15 protein-coding genes are annotated in these 18,100 nt (G+C 64.1%); 7 read left to right on the forward strand and 8 right to left on the reverse strand.

The genetic code is table 11. From position 1 onward, the window contains the following. Positions 1-46: 46 nt before the first annotated feature. The 3 genes from ACFCU0_RS02580 to ACFCU0_RS02590 all read right to left on the reverse strand — a co-directional run bounded on the left by ACFCU0_RS02580 (position 47) and on the right by ACFCU0_RS02590 (position 3,205). Positions 47-562 carry a DUF4442 domain-containing protein gene (locus ACFCU0_RS02580; RefSeq protein ID WP_434972098.1) on the reverse strand — a complete coding sequence of 172 codons (516 nt, stop codon included), beginning with the start codon at positions 560-562 and terminating at the stop codon, positions 47-49. 51 nt (positions 563-613) lie between these two features. After that, positions 614-2,113, reverse strand: coding sequence for an alkaline phosphatase (locus ACFCU0_RS02585; RefSeq protein ID WP_434972099.1), 1,500 nt, complete (start codon positions 2,111-2,113; stop codon positions 614-616). A gap of 243 nt (positions 2,114-2,356) precedes the next feature. Then, positions 2,357-3,205, reverse strand: a complete 849-nt coding sequence (locus ACFCU0_RS02590; RefSeq protein WP_434972100.1) for a hypothetical protein — start codon at positions 3,203-3,205, stop codon at positions 2,357-2,359. A 312-nt stretch (positions 3,206-3,517) separates the two neighbouring features. Between ACFCU0_RS02590 and ACFCU0_RS02595 the strand changes: the two genes are divergently transcribed. From ACFCU0_RS02595 to ACFCU0_RS02610, 4 genes are all read left to right on the forward strand, one after another. Then, positions 3,518-5,191, forward strand: a complete 1,674-nt coding sequence (locus tag ACFCU0_RS02595; RefSeq protein ID WP_434972101.1) for a M1 family aminopeptidase — start codon at positions 3,518-3,520, stop codon at positions 5,189-5,191. Positions 5,192-5,365: 174 nt separating this feature from the next. Further along, positions 5,366-5,686, forward strand: a complete 321-nt coding sequence (locus ACFCU0_RS02600) for a hypothetical protein (protein WP_434972102.1) — start codon at positions 5,366-5,368, stop codon at positions 5,684-5,686. Positions 5,687-5,772: 86 nt separating this feature from the next. Further along, positions 5,773-7,095: an FG-GAP repeat domain-containing protein gene (locus ACFCU0_RS02605; RefSeq protein WP_434972103.1), complete on the forward strand. Its 1,323-nt coding sequence runs from the start codon at positions 5,773-5,775 to the stop codon at positions 7,093-7,095. Between the two features lie 25 nt (positions 7,096-7,120). Beyond that, positions 7,121-7,663 carry a nuclear transport factor 2 family protein gene (locus ACFCU0_RS02610; protein ID WP_434972104.1) on the forward strand — a complete coding sequence of 181 codons (543 nt, stop codon included), beginning with the start codon at positions 7,121-7,123 and terminating at the stop codon, positions 7,661-7,663. A gap of 46 nt (positions 7,664-7,709) precedes the next feature. Here the strand turns inward: ACFCU0_RS02610 and ACFCU0_RS02615 are convergent, their stop codons facing one another. Both ACFCU0_RS02615 and ACFCU0_RS02620 read right to left on the reverse strand, forming a co-directional pair. Continuing rightward, on the reverse strand, positions 7,710-9,815 hold the full coding sequence (locus tag ACFCU0_RS02615) for a M28 family peptidase (protein WP_434972105.1): 2,106 nt from the start codon (positions 9,813-9,815) through the stop codon (positions 7,710-7,712). A gap of 49 nt (positions 9,816-9,864) precedes the next feature. Beyond that, positions 9,865-10,338: an NUDIX domain-containing protein gene (locus tag ACFCU0_RS02620; protein ID WP_434972106.1), complete on the reverse strand. Its 474-nt coding sequence runs from the start codon at positions 10,336-10,338 to the stop codon at positions 9,865-9,867. A 412-nt stretch (positions 10,339-10,750) separates the two neighbouring features. On the opposite strand from ACFCU0_RS02620, the gene ACFCU0_RS02625 reads away from it, so the two are divergent. After that, positions 10,751-13,126 carry a S49 family peptidase gene (locus ACFCU0_RS02625; protein WP_434972107.1) on the forward strand — a complete coding sequence of 792 codons (2,376 nt, stop codon included), beginning with the start codon at positions 10,751-10,753 and terminating at the stop codon, positions 13,124-13,126. A 68-nt stretch (positions 13,127-13,194) separates the two neighbouring features. On the opposite strand, the gene ACFCU0_RS02630 is transcribed toward ACFCU0_RS02625, so the two are convergent. From ACFCU0_RS02630 to ACFCU0_RS02640, 3 genes are all read right to left on the reverse strand, one after another. Then, positions 13,195-14,550 (reverse strand): ABC transporter permease, encoded by a 1,356-nt coding sequence (locus tag ACFCU0_RS02630; RefSeq protein WP_434972108.1) that lies wholly within the window; start codon positions 14,548-14,550, stop codon positions 13,195-13,197. A 241-nt stretch (positions 14,551-14,791) separates the two neighbouring features. Beyond that, positions 14,792-15,643 (reverse strand): ATP phosphoribosyltransferase, encoded by an 852-nt coding sequence (gene hisG / locus ACFCU0_RS02635; RefSeq protein ID WP_434972109.1) that lies wholly within the window; start codon positions 15,641-15,643, stop codon positions 14,792-14,794. An 83-nt stretch (positions 15,644-15,726) separates the two neighbouring features. Continuing rightward, complete coding sequence (locus ACFCU0_RS02640; protein ID WP_434972110.1) at positions 15,727-15,990, reverse strand: phosphoribosyl-ATP diphosphatase; 264 nt, start codon at positions 15,988-15,990, stop codon at positions 15,727-15,729. A gap of 529 nt (positions 15,991-16,519) precedes the next feature. On the opposite strand from ACFCU0_RS02640, the gene ACFCU0_RS02645 reads away from it, so the two are divergent. Then, positions 16,520-17,215 (forward strand): hypothetical protein, encoded by a 696-nt coding sequence (locus tag ACFCU0_RS02645; RefSeq protein ID WP_434972111.1) that lies wholly within the window; start codon positions 16,520-16,522, stop codon positions 17,213-17,215. Positions 17,216-17,264: 49 nt separating this feature from the next. Then, a partial coding sequence (locus ACFCU0_RS02650; protein ID WP_434972112.1) for an esterase/lipase family protein occupies positions 17,265-18,100 on the forward strand: 836 nt, incomplete at its 3' end.

Raw genomic sequence — 18,100 nt, forward strand, 5'->3', positions numbered from 1 at the left:
AACGGCGCCCGTTTGATGCGCCTTTTCCACCCGGCAGATGTCCCGGTCAGCTCGACAAGCCGGGAAGGCGGGATTCGGGGATCCATGCCCACTGCAGCGCCCCCGAGACGGGGGGGCGGTCGCCGTCGGCGTGGAGGGAGACGTCCACGGTAATTTTGCCGATCGGGCGCGCAGCGATCCGGGACCGATCATCCGCATCCAGGGAGGCCTCGGCCGTGACCATGCCCCGCGCCATGCGGCTGAAGTTGACGCTCATCGACCGGAGCAAAGGGACGGCCCCGTCGGACAGATTCAACGCCACCACGAGCCCGGTGGCAGCTTCAGCGAGAAGAGCGAGCGCAGCGGCGTGAGGCGTCCCAACATGGTTGTGCACTGATGAGTGGTCGGGTAGCGCTACGACGACTCGCTCAGGCGTGTAGGTCTCGATTCTTACGCCCGCGGTGGCCATGAACGGAATGGTCTGACCGATCGCCTCGGTAACCTTCGTCGGGTCGGGCGCGCCATTCGCTGCACCATGAGCCTCGAAGATGTCACGAAACGGGTTCGGCCGGGGATCACTCACGGAATCGGAAGGCGGGGAACGGGGGAGACGCGAATGCCGTCGGTGAAAGAATTAGTCCTCGGATCCGACCGACGGACCGGATGCTTCCGCCGGTGTCTCGGTCTCATCCTCGTTCCGGAGGTCCGCCGTCAGAGCGTCCAGATCGAGGTTCATCAGCGAGGAAAGAAGGTCGCCCACCTCCGTGTTGTCAATGTTGCCCTGAAAGAGGTTGTGCCCGGGGCCGTAGGCGTACAGGTTGACGTCGACGGCGGTATGGCCACGGGTTGTCCAGCCGATGACGGCGCGTCGTTCCATCATGTCTGAAACGACGAAGTTGAGCGCGTACGAATCGAGGCTGGTGCCGATGTTCGTGCGCTCGGCGTCGGTGGCATCGTCGATGCCTGCGATGTCGGACAGGACGGACGTGACGACGTCAACCGAGTCGGCGCGGGTCGCATCGGCTGGCAGCGCCTCGTGGCCCTTGGAAACGGCGTCGAACATGGTTCCTTGCGATCCCCGGACGCGGTGCAAGACCTCTGGGTGCCAGGCGTACACGCCCTCGACGGAGCCGTCTTTCTCGATGTCACGACCGAGGGACAGGCCACCGGTCTCATGGTCGGACACGCTGACGACCAGCGTGTTGCCGTCGGACTGAGCCTGTTCAAGGGCCACCGCGACGGCGTCGTTGTAGGCGAGAATGTCCTGGAGATGCGCGGCGGCATCGTTGCTGTGGCCGGCGTGATCGATCCGGCTTGCTTCGATCATGATGAAGTATCCATCCTCATCATCGGAGACCAGTTCAAGCGCTTTCTCCGTCATCTCTGCCAGGCTGGGCTGCGCATCCGGGTTGCGGTCGATCTCGTAGTCCATGTGGCTCATGCTGAAGAGTCCGAGCACCGGCCCGTCGGACACGTCCATCAGCCCGGCGCGATCGCTGACGAATCGGTAGCCGGCATCCCGGGCTTCGGCGACGAGGTCACGGTCGTCCTTACGCTTGCTCCCCTCCGTGCTTTTCGGTACGAAATGCCGCTTGCCGCCCCCGAGAATGACGTCGGCTCCGCTCATGATCTGTTGCGCGGCGATCTCGTTTTCCATCCAGCGGTTGGGCACGTGCGCGGAGAATGAGGCCGGCGTGGCGTGCGTGATTCGGCTCGTCGCCACGAGCCCGGTGGCCATGCCCCGGCGTTCGGCAGCCTGCAGCAGCGTGCCCAGTGGCCGCTTCAGCGTATCGACGGCAATGGCACCGTTGTACGTCTTGACGCCGGTAGCGTACGCGGTCGCACCCGCGGCCGAGTCGGTCACCCGGCTCGACGTCGAGTATGTGCGAACGCTTCCGGTCTGAATCGAGTCGAGCGCAAGCTGGTGGACGCCCCGGTAGTGGCGGAGGTAATCTCGCGCCATGGTGGCGCTCGCCGGGCCGAAACCGTCCGGTACGAAGAGGATCACATTTTTCGGCTCCGACGCCGGTGGACCATCCGCCGGTTGCGCCGCGACGGGGGGCGTCACCGGCAGGAGTCCGAGGAGAAAGATAAGGGCACCGGTGATGAGGGTGCGGCGCGTCGGGTGGGTCATGGATCGACAGCAGTGAGAGCCGGGACAGAAACGACACATCCGGTCAAATTGCGGCTCGGTGCGTCAGTTCCCGGGACGAAGGGCGTGAAGAGAGGTTGCAGCCGCAATTATCCCGCTGCCGTTTGAATCATAACGCAAGGGTAACTGGGCGACCGGATTCACGGCGCCGAAGCAATCAAGAACGGCGCGACACTCCGGTCGGGGGCATCGCGCCGCTGAGGGTAGGCAACATGTCGTTCGGGGTCATTCCGCGTCGCCCGACGCTGCCGGGTCGACCATGATCTCGCGGTCGGTCGTGTTCAACGGCCCGGGGACGACGTTCCCTTCTGCGTCCAGGAGTTCAAGACGAACGATGTACGTCCCTTTCTCCAGGCCCTCCACGAACGAAGGCGTCCATTCGGTCAGCGTCGTGGTCGCAAGCACCTCCTCACCGCCCTTCTTCCGGATCTCGTATCTGGCCGAGTAGCCGTCGGGGCTGAGTTCGACGTTGTGAAGGTAAAAGTCGAGCATGATGCGCTGAGCACCGGCGCCCGTGTACGAGCCCTTCGGTCGACTGTAGATGATCGTCGGCTGCTCCGGGTCGAGCGGAAATTCGCCCGTCTCCTCCCCGACGTAGAAGTTCACGAAGTCCATCGCACCGGCGCTTTTGACGCTTTCATGGTACGAACGGCTTGGAAAGACGACGGCGGAGTGCGCCCCCGGCTCGAGCATGCCGATGTTGAACGGTTCGCCGGGTTCATAATTCGCGTGGTACGGGCCTCCGTCGACAATGATGTGGACGTGTTGGCCATTTGTCGAATTGGCGATGCGCTCCGCCCGCGGCGTCTCCGTTTGCACCTGCGTTTCGAACGATTCGACGTCAACCGTGACCATGACGTCTTCGCCGGTGTCAACCACCTCACCGTTCTCTGGGACACGGAATGCGGCCGTCGCGCCGGAGATTTTCGGCGAGCGCTCTCCCTGCTCGATCACCACGTCCATGGCGGTACCTGCTTCAGCCGCCGGATCCGTGTCGTTTTCCCCGCCCTGCTCGGAGTCTGCGGACCCGCCGCACCCGGTAAGGGTGAGAAGAAGGGCGAGACCGACAGCCACAAGTGGAACGGGTACAGACGTACGAAAAGGCATTCGCATAACGGGGATGGTGTTAGTTGGGGACGGGTGACTCCCGCCGGGTAAGCACGACGGCAGCATGAAAACGTACGGACGGTATCGCCCGGCTGTCAAGATCACTGCCCCGTTTCCGATCGCAGTCACGATGATGTGACAGTTGGCCGCGGCAACATCGGAGGTCGGACGACGAAGCGAGAGCGAGACATGGGCATGCGCCACCCGCCAATGGAACCCGAGGATTGACGGGGACCGTATCACGCCGTCCGCATCTGCCTGCACATCCCGTCGTCCTGCATGGATATGTTCGTTCGCTCTACCCCCGCTCGCGCGCTGTACACCGCGCTGTTCATCGTCCTTGCTGCGTTTCACGTCTCCTGCCGCGCCCAGCCCGCACCGGAGGACCGGCCCACGCCGCCCCACCCGGAGATTGACGTTCAGCATTACGACTTCCGCCTGACGCTGGCCGACACGAGCGACGAGATCACAGGAGAGGCCACGATTCGGCTTCGTGCCACCACCGACACGCTCACGGCGATTCGGCTGGACCTCGACGATCCGCAGACGGTCGACGGGATGCGAACCGGCATGGAGGTGACAGCCGTCGAGGAGGATGGCGCCCCCGTCACGTACCGACAGGAGACGGATCATCTGGTCATCACTCCGTCCGATGTGCCCGAGACCGGCGAGGAGCGCGCGTTCACGATCCGCTATACCGGCGTGCCGGCAGACGGGCTCATTATCGGAAGCAACCGACACGGGGATCGCACCTTTTTCGGAGACAATTGGCCCAATCGCGCTCGGCACTGGCTTCCGGTCGTCGACCATCCTGCCGACAAGGCGACCGTGGCGTGGACGGTTGATGCGCCCGCCCGGTACGACGTGGTCGCCAACGGGGAACGCCTGGGAGAGACGTCCGGCGACGGGCGCCGGGTGACCCGGTATCGGACGGAGGAACCGCTCCCCACCAAGGTGATGGTGTTCGGCGCGGCGCAGTTCGTCGTCGATTCCCTCGGCGTGCAGGGCGACATTCCGATGCAGAGCTGGGTGTATCCCCAGGATCGCGTTCCGGCCACGAAGGATCTGCAGGTCGCCCCGCGCATCGTGCGGTTCTTCGAGGGAAATATTGCTCCGTATCCGTTCGCGAAGCTGGCCAACGTGCAGTCGACCACGCGGTACGGCGGGATGGAGAACGCAGGCGCGATTTTTTACAGTGAAACGGCGATGGCCGACGGGCAGTCGTCCACCGGCCTCGTGGCGCACGAGATCGCGCACCAGTGGTTCGGCAACACGGTCACGGAAGCCGACTGGCCGCACCTCTGGCTGAGCGAGGGATTTGCTACGTATCTCGAACAACTGTACCTCGAGTACGCTGAAGGAGCGCCCGCCATGCGAGAGTCCATGTCGACCGCCCGCAATCAGGCGCTCGCTTTCCAGCGCCAGCATCCGGACGAACCGCTCGTCGATACGACCTTCACCGACCCCGTCGAGTTACTGACCACAAACCCCTACCGGAAGGGGGCCTGGGTTCTCCACATGCTCCGATTTGAGATTGGCGATGAGGCGCTCTGGTCAACGCTTCAAACGTACTACGAGAGACACAAGCCCGGGAATGCGACCACGGCCGACTTCCAGGCCGCGGCTGAAGACGTTTCGGGGAACGACCTCGACGGATTCTTCGAGCAGTGGACCCGGCGCGCGGGGTATCCGATCCTGGACGTCGTATGGCGCTACAACGACGCGGCCAGCTCGGTTACGCTCACGGTAGAGCAGGTGCAGCGCGCGGAGCCGTTCGCGTTTCCGCTCGAGATCGCCCTCGCCGTCGGTGACACGGAGGACCTGGCCGTGCTTGACGTGACGAAGAGAAAAGAGACGTTTACCGTGGACGTGCCCGCTGCCGTCTCGTCCGTGACCATCGATCCGCACACCTGGTTTTTCGGTGAATGGGAGATCCGGTCGGACACGCGATAAGCCGCCATTCGGGTGACGCGACGTACGAAGGGGTGGTTGGTCCAAGGACGGTGGTTTCTCTCTGGCGGGTGTAACCTTCGGGTCGACAGGTACGTGTGGCGGGGTGAAGGACGGAAGGGAGACGATCCCGAGGTTCCGCTCCCGCCACTTTCCCGACTGAGATATTTCCCACCGATGACGTCTTCCACGAACTACGCTCCCCGCCGGGCCTTCGCCAGCTCCGCTCGGCACATGCGCTCGCGCCCGTCGAGCGACGACGCTGATTCGACAATCGATCTTCTGCCGGATGATCTGCTTCCGGGGATGATGGCCACGCGGCAGGCGCGTCGCCGGACGATGCAGAACAAGGCGATCCTTACGAGCCTGGTCGGTCTGGCCCTTGTCTTGATCGTCGCTGTCTCGACGGCCTTCGCCCTGACCGATTCTCCGGGCGAACCCTTCGCTGTCGAAACGGAAGCGGAGATCGTGACCATGCAGGATCTTCCGAGTACCTGACAAACGGCGGCGTGGAACGGTCCGCGATCCTGCGGCGTGCATCCGGTGTCGTCCCCATCCGCTCTCGCCGCCGGTGCTTGCTGACCATGCCCGACCGCCCCTCGTCTCTTTTTCTGATGCTGCTGTCGATCATCGGCGGCGTACTGGTGTTCGCCTCCGCGAGCCGGCACGCCGCCGACGCGCGTTCTGAGCCGTCCGACCTGGATACGACGCTCTTCCGCGACGCAACCGTGGAGCACCTCCCGACGTCGGCGCTCACGGGTCTCAGCATGGATGCGGCCACGGCCGACGTGAACGGGGACGGGGCACTGGACGTGGTCGTCGCGAACGAGTTTCGCCCGAACATTTTGCTGCTCGGCGACGGGACCGGGCATTTTCGAGACGCCTCAGACCGGCTTCCGGCTCACGAGCGAGACAGCGAGGACGTTGCTATTGCCGACTTCGACGGCGACGGCGACCTGGACATTGTCGTTGTCACGGAAGATGACACCGTCAACGAGTACTACACGAACGACGGAACGGGGCATTTTGACGACGCCGGCGATCGCTGGCCGGTCGAAGGGACGTCCAACGCGGTGATCGCCGCGGATCTGAATGGGGATACCTTTCCGGATCTTCTGGTTGGCAACAACGGCCAGAACCGGGCGCTCGTGAACGACAGCACCGGTGGCTTTACCGATGAAACAGACCGGCGCCTTCCCGCCCGCGAGGACGTCACGCAGGACCTCGAGATGGGCGACGTGGACGGGGACGGGGATGCCGATATCATCGTCGCGAACGAGGACCGAAACCGGCTGCTCCTCAACAATGGCCGCGGGGAATTTGAAGACGCGGATCCAGCGGCGCTGCCGATCTGGGACGTACCTGAGGAAACGCGGGAAGCGGACGTCGGGGATGTCGACGGGGACGGCGACCTCGACCTGATTTTTGCGAACGTCCGCCTCTTCGTCGAAGACGCGCGGCGCCAGAATCGGCTCCTCTTGAACGACGGCAGCGGTCGCTTCCAGGACGGAACCAACGTACGGCTGCCGATCGATGACCAGAGCTCCCTGGATGCTGACTTCGTCGACCTGGACCTGGACGGCGACCTCGACATCGTCACGAGCAACGTCCTTTTCGACGGTGAATCCATCAAGAGCGCCCCGTTCGGGCTGTTTCTGAACGACGGCGGCGGCCGCTTCTCGGACGTCACCCGGCGCGCCCTAACTGAAGTCATTACGGGAAGGGGACTGGATTCCGAAGCGGCGGACTTCGACGGCGATGGCCGTCCCGATCTCTACCTCTGCAGTCGCGGAACCGTCGATCGCCTGCTTCTCTCCGTCGTCCCGCCAACGCCCGATTCACTGATCGACGATTCCGTCGATGCAGCGACGCGCGACACCTCCGCCGATACCCTCTCTTCCAACTGACACGCGTATGAACGCGCCCGACCCCTTGCCTCCCCGACCTCGCTCTCGCCCCTCGTTTGCCCTCTGGTGCGGATGTCTGGCCCTTCTGGTCGGAGCCGGTCTTGCTTTCCCCGCACAGGCGGAGGCAGCGCCGGATGCGGTCCAGCAGGAGGCCGCCCCCGTGGATACCGCCGAGGCGGCGGTCAAGGCTGCCATCGAGGGACTGTTCGACGCCATGCGGAACGGGGATGCCGAGGGTGTGCGGGACGCGTTCCACGGGGACGCGCGCCTGTTCACCGCGACGGGCGATTCGCTCCGGTCCGGCGAGGTCGAGCGATTTGCCGAGGCGGTCGGTGCCCCTCGCGACGCGGTCTGGGACGAGCGAACCTACGATGTTCGCGTCGACATCGACGGGCCGATGGCGTCCGCCTGGGTCCCCTATGCGTTCTACCGCGGAGATACGTTGAGTCATTGCGGGATCAACGCCGTTCAGCTCGTCCGGTACGAAGGCCGATGGAAGATTCTTCAGCTCGTCGACACCCGCCGTACCGACTGTGATCTTCCGGCTTCCGTTCGGTCGCCGGAATAGTAGAAAACGGGAACGTCGGCCGGGAGCTGGGTCGCCATCCGTGGCGTCAGTCGAAGCGCTGTGTCGCGCGTTGGAGGCGTCCGGTCAGGTCCGACACGGCATCTACGTACAGCTTGGTCCATCGCGCCAGACCGTCGGCTGTGCCGGCATCAATCTCGTATCGGAGTCCGGGAAGCATCCACGAAGCGTACCCACTGAACGGGTCCGGGGAGGCGTAGAGAGACCGCTTCAGCGGGTGTCCCTGCAGGCCGGGCGCGTGAAGAAACGCTTTTTCGAGCCCGATCATGTCCTGGTTTAACTCGTCCGGGACCGTCCCCGCGTTCTGTGCCAGCGCCGCATCCCGAGCTCGCACGAACGCGTCGGCGGCCGTTTCGAGGGAATCGATGGCCGCGTGGAGACGGTCGAAGTCCGTGGTCGCGCCACCTTCATTTGCGTGTTCGGTGAGGTCGTGCAGGTGGGCACGCAGGTCCGTGGCGTAGCGGACGACGTCGTAGGGCAGCACGTCCGCGTTGGCGAGACGCAGCGCCAGGATGCCATCGATGCTCGCAAGGGCGGGCCCGTGGACGAACGTGGTGTCGGCAAAGCGCTCGTACCACGCAAAGTTGTCGTACGCGCTGTGATAGATCGGAGAGGCGCTCTTCATGCCGGCCCCGAGGGATGGCACGCCGGCGAACGTGTAGAAGCCGACGTGATCCGATCCTCCGCCGAGATTCCCGAGAAGCTGGCCGTCGCCATCCTGACGTGTGCGTGCCCGATCGCGGACGCTCAGCGTGTCGGCGGACGGGTGCGCCACAGCAGCGGCTGCGTCCAGGAGCGGCTGTTTCAGCGAGGGCGCGGATGCGCCGCTGAACCGGTCGCCGGAGACGGCGGCATCGGCATTGATGTACGCGACGCCGCCGTCGTGAAGCTGGTCGTGGAATTGCTCGACCCACTCCGTTGACCCGAGGATGCCGTATTCTTCTGCATCCCAGTGACCGATGAGGATGGATCGTCGCGGACGGCACCCGGCGTCCGCCAGTTTCCCCAGCGCTTCCGCAACCAGGAGAAGCGTCGCCGTTCCACTGTTGGGGTCGACGGCACCGAACGTCCAGGCGTCATAGTGCGCGCCGAGAACGACCCACTGGTCCGGATGGTCGGTCCCCTCAATGCGCCCGATGACGTTCGACGCGCGGACCATCTGCTTTGGCTGGTCAACGCGAAGGCGTACCGTGAGACCCGCTCCGCCGGTGACGCGATACGTGAACGGCAGGGCGCCCTGCCATCCGTCCGGCACGGCTCGACCGGTCATCCGCTCGAGAATGTGCTGCGCCGACGCGTGGGGGAGGGGCGTCACCGGAATCGCCGGCAGGTCAGCTTCGTCCGGATCCAGGCGCTCAGCCCCCTCACCATCCGGCAGGGACGGGCCGGCCGGCGTCAGAGGGTCGCCCGAGAGAGGCGTCAGGACCGATCCCCGCTGGATGGTGCTTTCGCTGAGGTAGCGGCCGTCCGGGTAGGGGAGGCCATCGGCGTAACCGCCGTCCGCCGGGTCGGTGTACATGATCAGACCCGCGGCGCCATATTCCTCCGCGTACTTAGCCTTGTACCCGCGGAAATTGCCGCCATAGCGGGCAAGCACGATTTTGCCCTCGACGGAGACGCCGTTTTCGGCCAGCCATTCAAAATCCTGTTTCCGCCCGTAGTTGGCGTAGACGACCTCCGCGGTAACATCTCCGGACCCGGAATACGCATTCCATGCCGGCGTCAGATCCGGATGCGCGGAGTATGGATCGGATGGAAGGACGTATTCCTGCCGGTTCAGGGGCCGGCGTATGGGAGTGACGAGGGCCACGTCCACGTCGTGCGCGGCAGTCGGAGACGGCATGTAGAGATCGTAGGGGTATCGCTCCACCGTGAGTCCGGCCCCGACCATGACACTGTCGATGTAGGCAGCTACCCGCCGGTTGGCGGCCGAACCGGCCGGATGCGGCTCCCGGGTCAGCGCTTTCAGATGGCGACGGAATGCCTCGGCGGACGGGACCTCGTTCAGCGCCGCCTCGCACGTGCGCTGGGCGGACGTCGCTTCTGCTGTGAAGCCGGTCAACGGCTGTGCGGCTGCATCTGGCGCGAGCAGCAAAACGAGCAGGGTGATTGCGTAGCGGACGATCGTCGGCATGGCTGTGTATCGGGGAAAGGACGGAAGGGGGAGCGCGGTCGACGCCGGGTCAGTGTGCGTCCGGTGGAATCAGGAGCGCGTCGGGGATCGGGCCCAGCGCCATCTCTGCGGTCAGGCGGGCGAGACGCTGCTGCTCCGGCCACTCCAGTCGTCGGCAGGCCGCGGTCGGAGAAAACCAACGGTACAAATCGTGTTCGGCATTCAGGTCGATCGACGGGTGGGTCAGCTCCGCGCCGAAGGCCGGTGTGAGATTGATGCGATCCGATTGCCACTCGTAAAACGTGTTTACGGAGGGCAGCGTCCAGAACCGGTGGGGCTCACAGCCGGTCTCCTCCAGAAGCTCGCGCCGCGCCGTTTTCCATGCCGCTTCTCCCGGTTCGATGCTGCCGCCCACCATGCGCCAGGTCCTCGCGTACGACCTTCCTTCTGCGCGTCGTAGGAGCAGGAGTTCAACCCCGGACTCGCGGTCGGGCGTGAGGCGGTACGGGTACACGTCAACAACGCGAACGGTGGCTTCGGGCATCCGGGGAGGTGAAGAGAGACTGGCAGGGAAGGCAGGGCAAAGCGGCGTTCCGCCCGTGGGCGTCCTTCGATTTTAAGCAGGTGCCGGCGGACAACAATAAAGCCCGGCGCTCGCCGCCGGTCAAACGGAGCGATCTGGATGCTCACGGATGGAGAATCGGCGCGTTTTCTGGCCGGGGTCGGAGCCGAATCGCGTGACAGACGCTGCGGTCGTGTAACCTTGATCGATGTCCCGCGTACGGACCGCAGATGCCCGGATTCATGATTTGGGCGTCGGTTCGCTCATCTCTCCACCTTCGTTCTTGGGAGCCGATATGGACGTGACTCTACGCAGGATCTGGCTTGTATGTATTTTCTTGGCGGGGGGGCTGATGCATGCTTCGTCGGCTGTAGCACAGACCGGCTCCCCCGATATGGCAGGATATTACGAGCAATCGTTCTTCCTGTCCGCGCCTCCGGCGGCGTTCGGGGACGGGCTTTATGGAACCGCGAACCCTGCCCTGGCCGGTATGATCGGGTCCGGCACGTCGTTCATCTGGAGCAGTGACGGCACCGACGCGGCGAGCATCCAGGACTGGGGCGTGTTCTCGAACTTCGGCGGCCTTTCCGCGAGCTATGCCCGGCTGAACCGGGGCGCGCTCAACGTCAACGCCTATCACATCGGGGTCAGCGGCGGGACGCGCAGCGCGAGCTTCGGGCTGGCGTATCAGGGGTTCAGCGGGGACGCGACGGCGCTGGGGCGATACAACCGCCTCGTCACGGGGACGGTGCTGCGCCCCTCGCGGTACCTCTCCGTCGGTGCCATCGGCAACGTCGGCCTCGAGACGGACGACTGGGAGGTGGTCGGCGAAATCGGCGTGCGACCCTTCGGGACATCGCGGCTGACCCTCTTCGCGGATGCCGCCGTGACCGACGGGGAGGCGGTGCGCGATGCGCCGTGGAGTGCCGGCGGCGCGCTGGAGATCGTCGACGGCGTGCAGGTATTCGCCCGGTTCTTCGAGAACGAATCCCAGACCGTCGGTCTCCGCATCGATCTTGGACGGACGGGCGTCGAGTCGTCATCCGGGATTGACACGAATGGCGACTACACCGGGCAGGTGAGCCGGGTGCGCGTCGGAGAATTTCAGCCGAGTGCGCTCTACCGGGCTGCCGCATCCGAGCGGCAGCGCATCGATCTGGAGCTGACCGGGCCGCTGCCGTACCGGAAGTCGCGCCTCGCGACCTTCTTCGGGGAAGGCCCACCGCGCTACTACGAGGTCCTGCGGACGATCCGACAGGCAGCGGAGTCCGGCACCGTGCGTGTCATCACGCTGAATCTGAGCGGCGTGCAACTCGGCACCGCGAAGGCATGGGAACTGCGGCGGGCACTTCGGACCGCAAGTGACCGCGGCATTACCGTGATCACCTATCTCGAAAATGCCGGGATGACGGACTATTTCCTCGCCAGCGCAGCGGATGTCGTCGTTCAAGACCCGCGCGGAACGGTGATGCTTCCGGGCTACGCCCTGAGCCGGACCTACCTCGACGGGACGCTCGACAAGCTCGGGCTGGAGTTTGACGAGTGGCGGTTCTTTGAGTACAAGTCGGCCGCTGAGACGCTGTCGCGAACCGGTTTCTCGGAAGCCGACAGCACCCAGCGGGCCGAATACCTGGAGGACGTCTACGCGACCGTGGTTCGCGGCATTGCCACGGACCGCGAGCTGTCGCGGGACTCCCTGAATGCGTTGGTCGATGAGAAAACGATCCTTACGGCGCTGGAAGCCCAGACGGCCGGGCTGGTCGATTCACTGGGCCGCTGGCACGACCGCGACGAGTTCGTCGATGATCTCCTGGATCGCGGCACGCGAACGGTTGACCGCGACGACCTCGATGAAGTGGCGACCGCGACGCGGGCGTGGAGTGAGCCGGACAAAATTGCGGTCGTCTACGGCATCGGTCCAACGTCGATGGAGTCAGGCATTGAGGCGCGCACCTTGCACGAATCCATTCGAAAGCTGAAGGACCGCGGGGACGTCGCGGCGGTCGTCTTTCGGGTCGACTCCCCTGGTGGTGACGGCATGGCCTCCGACCTCGTGGCGCAGGCACTGAAGGAGGTCGCTGCCGAGAAGCCGGTCGTCGTGTCACAGGGTCAGGTGGCCGGCTCCGGGGGATACTGGATCTCCGCCTATGCCGACAGCATCCTAGCCACACCCACGACCGTCACCGGCTCGATCGGCGTGATTGGCGGATGGCTGTACGCCGACGGCTGGAGCGAGAAAACGGGTCAGACCTACGATGTCGTGCAGGAGGGCGAGCGAGCCGACCTGTTCACCGGATATCAGCTGCCGCTCATCGGAACGCAGATCCCCGCCCGGCCCCTGCAGGAGGAAGAGCGCGAGCGCGTCGAGGACCTGTTCGAGTCCTTCTACAGTGAATTCGTTGCGCTCGTGGCGGAGGGGCGCGATACGACCGAGGCGCACATTCGCGAGGTCGGAGAAGGGAGAATCTACTCCGGGCTAGACGGGCAGCAGATCGGCCTGGTGGACGAGATCGGCGGCATGCTCGACGCCATCGACCTCGCGCGCCGGGCCGCCGACGTGACAGCAACCCGCGTCGAGATCATTGAGGTCAATCCGGCCTCCGGGTTCTGGAACGTCGGGCGGTTCCTGCCGGGACCGCTGCGCCTGCTTTTTCAGGGATCGGAGGAGGAAGAGCACCTCCCGCCCGCGGACGCCTTCATCCGGACCGTGCTCCGGCATCAGCCCGCTCCGGTCGTGATGATTCCGCCGGGTCTGTACCCCGTGAAGTGATGAGAAGGGATGAACAGATATGGGCGTCTGGCATCGAGACGCGGGACGGCCGGGGGGCGGCAGAACGGTTACGTACTGCGAAGCGCCTCGGCCGGCTCGATGCGCGCAGCGCGGCGGGCGGGCACGACGCCGGCGAGCAGGCTGATGAGGACGGCGCCGGCAAAGATCACCGCCATGGTGAGCACGGATGTGCTGAACACCGTAATGGGAGGCACGCCGAGCGAGTCGAGATACATGTTTACGGCGGCGTCGAGCCCCAGCACGATCAGGCCGCCGAAGATCAGCCCGGCGATGCCGCCGAGGGCGCCGAGGGACGCGGACTCGATGACGAAGAGGCGCTGCAGGTCGTTCGCGTCCCCGCCGACGGCCATCATGACGCCAATCTCCCGGTATCGCTCGCGCACGTTCATCATCACCGTGTTGGCGATGCCGATCGTCGCGACGAGCATGGCGATGAAGCCAATGATGCCGAGGGCGAGGTCCATGATGAGGAAGAGCTGTTCCAGCCGGTCGAACTGCTCACGGAAGCTGGTGGCGTACACGCCCATTTCCTCGATCTCCTGTCGCACGCCGGGGAGAGCGCTCGCGTCGGTCAACTGGACGCGAACCGCCGAATACCCGTCCAGCGCGTCCGCATTTCTAAAGAGGAGGTCCAGCGTGGAGAAAAACGTGATTTTGTCCAGCGTCTGCGCGTACTGAACGGGCACGAGAGCTCGCGTGAAGCCGGTGAGCGGCTGCTGGTCTTCCTTGATGATGCCGGCCACCGTCGCGTCGTAGCTGTGTTGCCCCATCGGCAGAGCATTTAGCCCGCCGCTGAACATCTGCGCGAGGTTTTGCATCTTCGACAGGTTAAACGCCGCCGTAATGATTTCGACGGATTGCCCGACGGCCCCCTCCGGCGTGTCGAATCCGAGGCGTTTCGCCATGGACGGGGTGATCATCACCTGAGCCGCGTCCGGTTTTTCGAAGAACGTGCCGTACTTGGGGAGATAGAGTTCGATCTCTTGAAACTCCATCGGGATCGCCTCCGCGTTGATCACGATCTCTCGGCCGTTGGCGCGGAGCTTCCCGGGGAAATTGTCTTCCGGGTAGGCGGCCAGAACGCCGTCCAGCTGCTCGATTTCCTGGACAAGACTGTCCGTGAGCGGTACCTGTCCCGTCATGCTCGCCGTGTCGGCCACCTGCGTCGCCACGCGTCCGGGCCCTGTGAGGGCGGGAATCTGATTCGACGTAACCCGGAGCGTGTTGTAGAGCTCCAGCGCGTTGAACTCGCGCTGCGCGTTCTGCTGCAACCCGGAGCCGTAGGCCAGGAGCGTCATCAGCGCGGCGACACCAATCAGCACGCCGATGACGGTGAGCACGCTACGGGTGCTGTTGCGGCGGAGGTTGTCCCAGGCCAGCTTGAACAGGTCGGCGACGCGCATGAGGGGACGGGGAATCGTGCGGGGAGAGGGGAGAGACCGTGCTTCGGCTGCCCGAACTCACACGCTCGACGGTATCTTCGGTTGAGGGCGAATCCCCGTTCAATTTCGAATTTCCCGTTCCGATTGCCTCACGGCGGCGCCCGCGCGGGTGGACGGGGCAAATGCAAGCACCCGACCGGAACATCAATGTCCGATCGGGTGCGAGGAGCCGGGCTACATGCGACGCTCGAAAGCGGCGGACTCAGATGCGGCAGGTGCGAATATCCGTGATGATAATACCTTTCGCGCCGATGGCCGTCAGTTCGTCCATGATCCGATTCACCTCCGCCTGTTTAGCCATCGCCTTCACCGCGACCCAGCCGTCTTTGCTGAGCGGGGAGACGGTCGGCGACTCGATCCCCGGGGTGATATCGCGCGCTTTTGCGAGGTGCTCTTTCGGGAGGTCGTACTCGACGACGATGTGTTCGCGGGCGACCAGGATGCCGCGCACGCGCTCGGCAAACAGGCGAGCGGGCTCCAGGCTGGCGATGTCGTTATTCTGGGCAATCAGGATCGCCTGCGTGTTGAGGATCGCTTCGCCCGCCGTCGTCAGGCCGGCCTCGTCGATTGTCCGGCCGGTCTGGACCACGTCGGCAATAGCATCCGCTACGCCGAGCTGAATCGAGATTTCGACAGCCCCGTCGAGGTGGACGACCGTCGCGTCGATGCCGCGCTGCTCGAGGTCCTGGCGGACGAGATTGTCGTACGAGGTGGCGATGCGCGTCTGCTTCGTGAAGGTGTCCGGCGTCAGACCGCTTTCTTTCGGGACGGCGTAGCAGAACCGGGCTTTTCCGAATTCGAGCGGCATGAGCTGCTTTACATCTGCGCCGCTGTCGTGCAGGAGGTCGAGCCCGGTGACGCCGAGCTCGACGATGCCGTTGCTCACGTACGTGGCGATGTCGCGAGGACGGAGAAAGATGAACTCCACGTCGTTGTCCGCATCACGGACGGACAGCTCGCGCCCGCGCCGCTTGGCGTGATATCCGGCTTCGTCGGCGAGGGTGACGGCTCCGTCGGACAGGGCTCCTTTGTTCGGAAGGGCGATCTGCAGCATAGGAAAGGAAAGAGGGAAAGGCTCGAGGGAGGAGGGCAGTGCGATGTGGGTCCGTGCCGGGGTGAGATTCCACCGGTCGGCGCTTACAGGTGCTCGTACACGTCGTCGAGGTCGATGTCGCAGGCGATCATCATGCACTGAACGTGATAAAGCAGCTGGGAGATCTCTTCAGCCGTTCGCTCGCGGCCTTCATGCTGGGATGCCATCCAGACCTCACCGGCTTCCTCCAAGATCTTTTTTCCGATCGCGTGCGCACCGGCGTCCACCGCCTGAACCGTTCCGGAGTCCGGATCGCGGCGGTCCACTTTGTCCTGTAGCTCGGCAAAGAGCTCTTCAAATCGTTTCATGCGCGACTCCTGGCTGGATGATTGATCAGAATGACTGAACCGTGGCGGGAGTGGAGATCCCCGTGCATCAGCGCCTTCAAGTTAGCTATTTACAGAATAGGCGGCATGCAGCGGTTCGCACAGCCCCACAACGGCGTTTGTCTCAGAATTCGCATGGGCTATCGGTTCTGAGTTCTGAGTGCCGGGTTCCGAGTTCTGGGTTCCGAGTTCTGGGTTCCGAGTTCTGGGTTCTGGGTTCTGGGTTATGGGTTCTGAGTGCCGGGTTCTGGGTTATGGGTTTCGGCGGACCTCGATCGTCCCCTTGGACACAGATACGCACACACGTACATACTTACATACGTACATACCTTTACACGTTCACACTTTCAAACTTTCACACCTCTCCCTTCCGGATTGCGTACAGCGCCGGCCGGTCTTGCATAAGCATGGCCATAAATCTCATACAATATCTTGCATGTTCATCATTCCTTCGTTAATCTGGAAGTCCCCCGTCTGCCGAGTCTGTCCTGTCCCTACTTCAACTGATACGATGAACCGTACGCTTCTTAGCATCTGCCTGGCCGTCGGCCTGGTAGCGCTTCCAGCCTGTGATGACGGTGCTGCGCTGACGGAGTCCTCCGAGGCGGAGGCCGATCACGTGACGACCTTTTCGAATCGAGCGCTTACCGGATCGCAGCTCATGATTGACGGGACCGTCGCGACGACGGGCGACCGGGAGGGACGCGTGGAGATACATGTGAGCGGGACGCTGGACAAGAGCGGCCGTGACCGTGCGTCGTTGCCCGCGCTGGCATCGCTTCCGACGGATATCTCGTTCACCGCCACCTCCATGACGTACACCCTGCCCGATGGTACGGAGCGCTCGGTCCGGTTGTCGCAGGCGGAGGTCGACATGCTTCGGGACGCGATGGAGGCGCGATCGGACACGCGAGCCCCGCTCGTGCAGGAGGGATCGCCGCGCGAGGGCGACGGACCTGCTGAGCTCACGCAGGAACACATCTCGAAGCTGGAGAATCGAGGCTTCGAGGTGACGGATCTCGGGGACAAACGCTATGAGATCCTTCAGCCGGCGGAGCATGGGGGTGTGGCCGTGAGATCCATCTATGATTCCCGCACCGGTCGTCTTGAGAATGCAACCGCCGCGCTAAACGACAAGCCGGTCGTCGAGGTCGTGCCGTCGTCGAAGTCTACCGACGCCCCTCCGACCGTTCGGCGCGTCGAGTAGGCATCGGTCCCCTCGTTTCCGTCTCTCCACGACTCCAGCATACGAAGACATGATCCACCATAGCACGATCTCCCTCGTCCGGTCACCGGTCGCTTTGTTCATCTTGCTTTTCGCTGTGGCTACGCTTTCGCCTCCCACGCAGGCGCAGACGGAGGACGTTGCCTTCGTCCACGGCCTCTTCGGCAATGAAAGTTCGTGGGCCGAGACGCGCTCGCTCTTCCACCAGGAATTCGATATTCGCTCCTACAATCAGCCCTACGACTCCAAATCCTCGATCGACCAGATTGCTGCCGGGTACGGGGCGGAGGTGCCGGACGGCGCCGTATACATTGGGCACTCGATGGGCGGTCTGGTCTCTCGTTCCGCGTTTCGTCAGAATCCCGGCCGTGTAGACGCCCTGATCACGCTCGGGACGCCGCATACCGGCGCACCGCTCGCGGCCAACACGGACCGCATCGACGACGTTGCAGACGACTGGATCGACGGACTGTCGGCCGGGCCGTCGTACCAGTACGGAAGCATGATCGGCGGCACGCTGGCCGCCATCGCGTCGGAGTTTCTGGAAGGGGCACTCGCGATCATTGAATCGGTTGTGAGCAGCACGTACGCATCGATTCAGGACCTGCGTCCGGAGAGCTCATACTTCCAGGACCTCGGACACACGACGCCGCCGGCCACGTACGCCGTCTGGTCGCGGGAGGACCCGAACGCGCTCTGGCGACTTGCTGACGCCAGCCTGTCGGATTCCGGTGTGGAAACGGGTGACGGTATTCAGATCAAGGAAGACGCGGTTGCGTGGTACACGATGATGTACGCCAACGCCCAGTCGACCGCCGACGCGTACCTGGAGGACTACTACGACGCGTCGTGGTGGAATCTGGTGGG

This window comes from Longibacter sp. (genome assembly GCF_051155795.1).
Taxonomy (GTDB): Bacteria; Bacteroidota; Rhodothermia; order Rhodothermales; family Salinibacteraceae; genus Longibacter.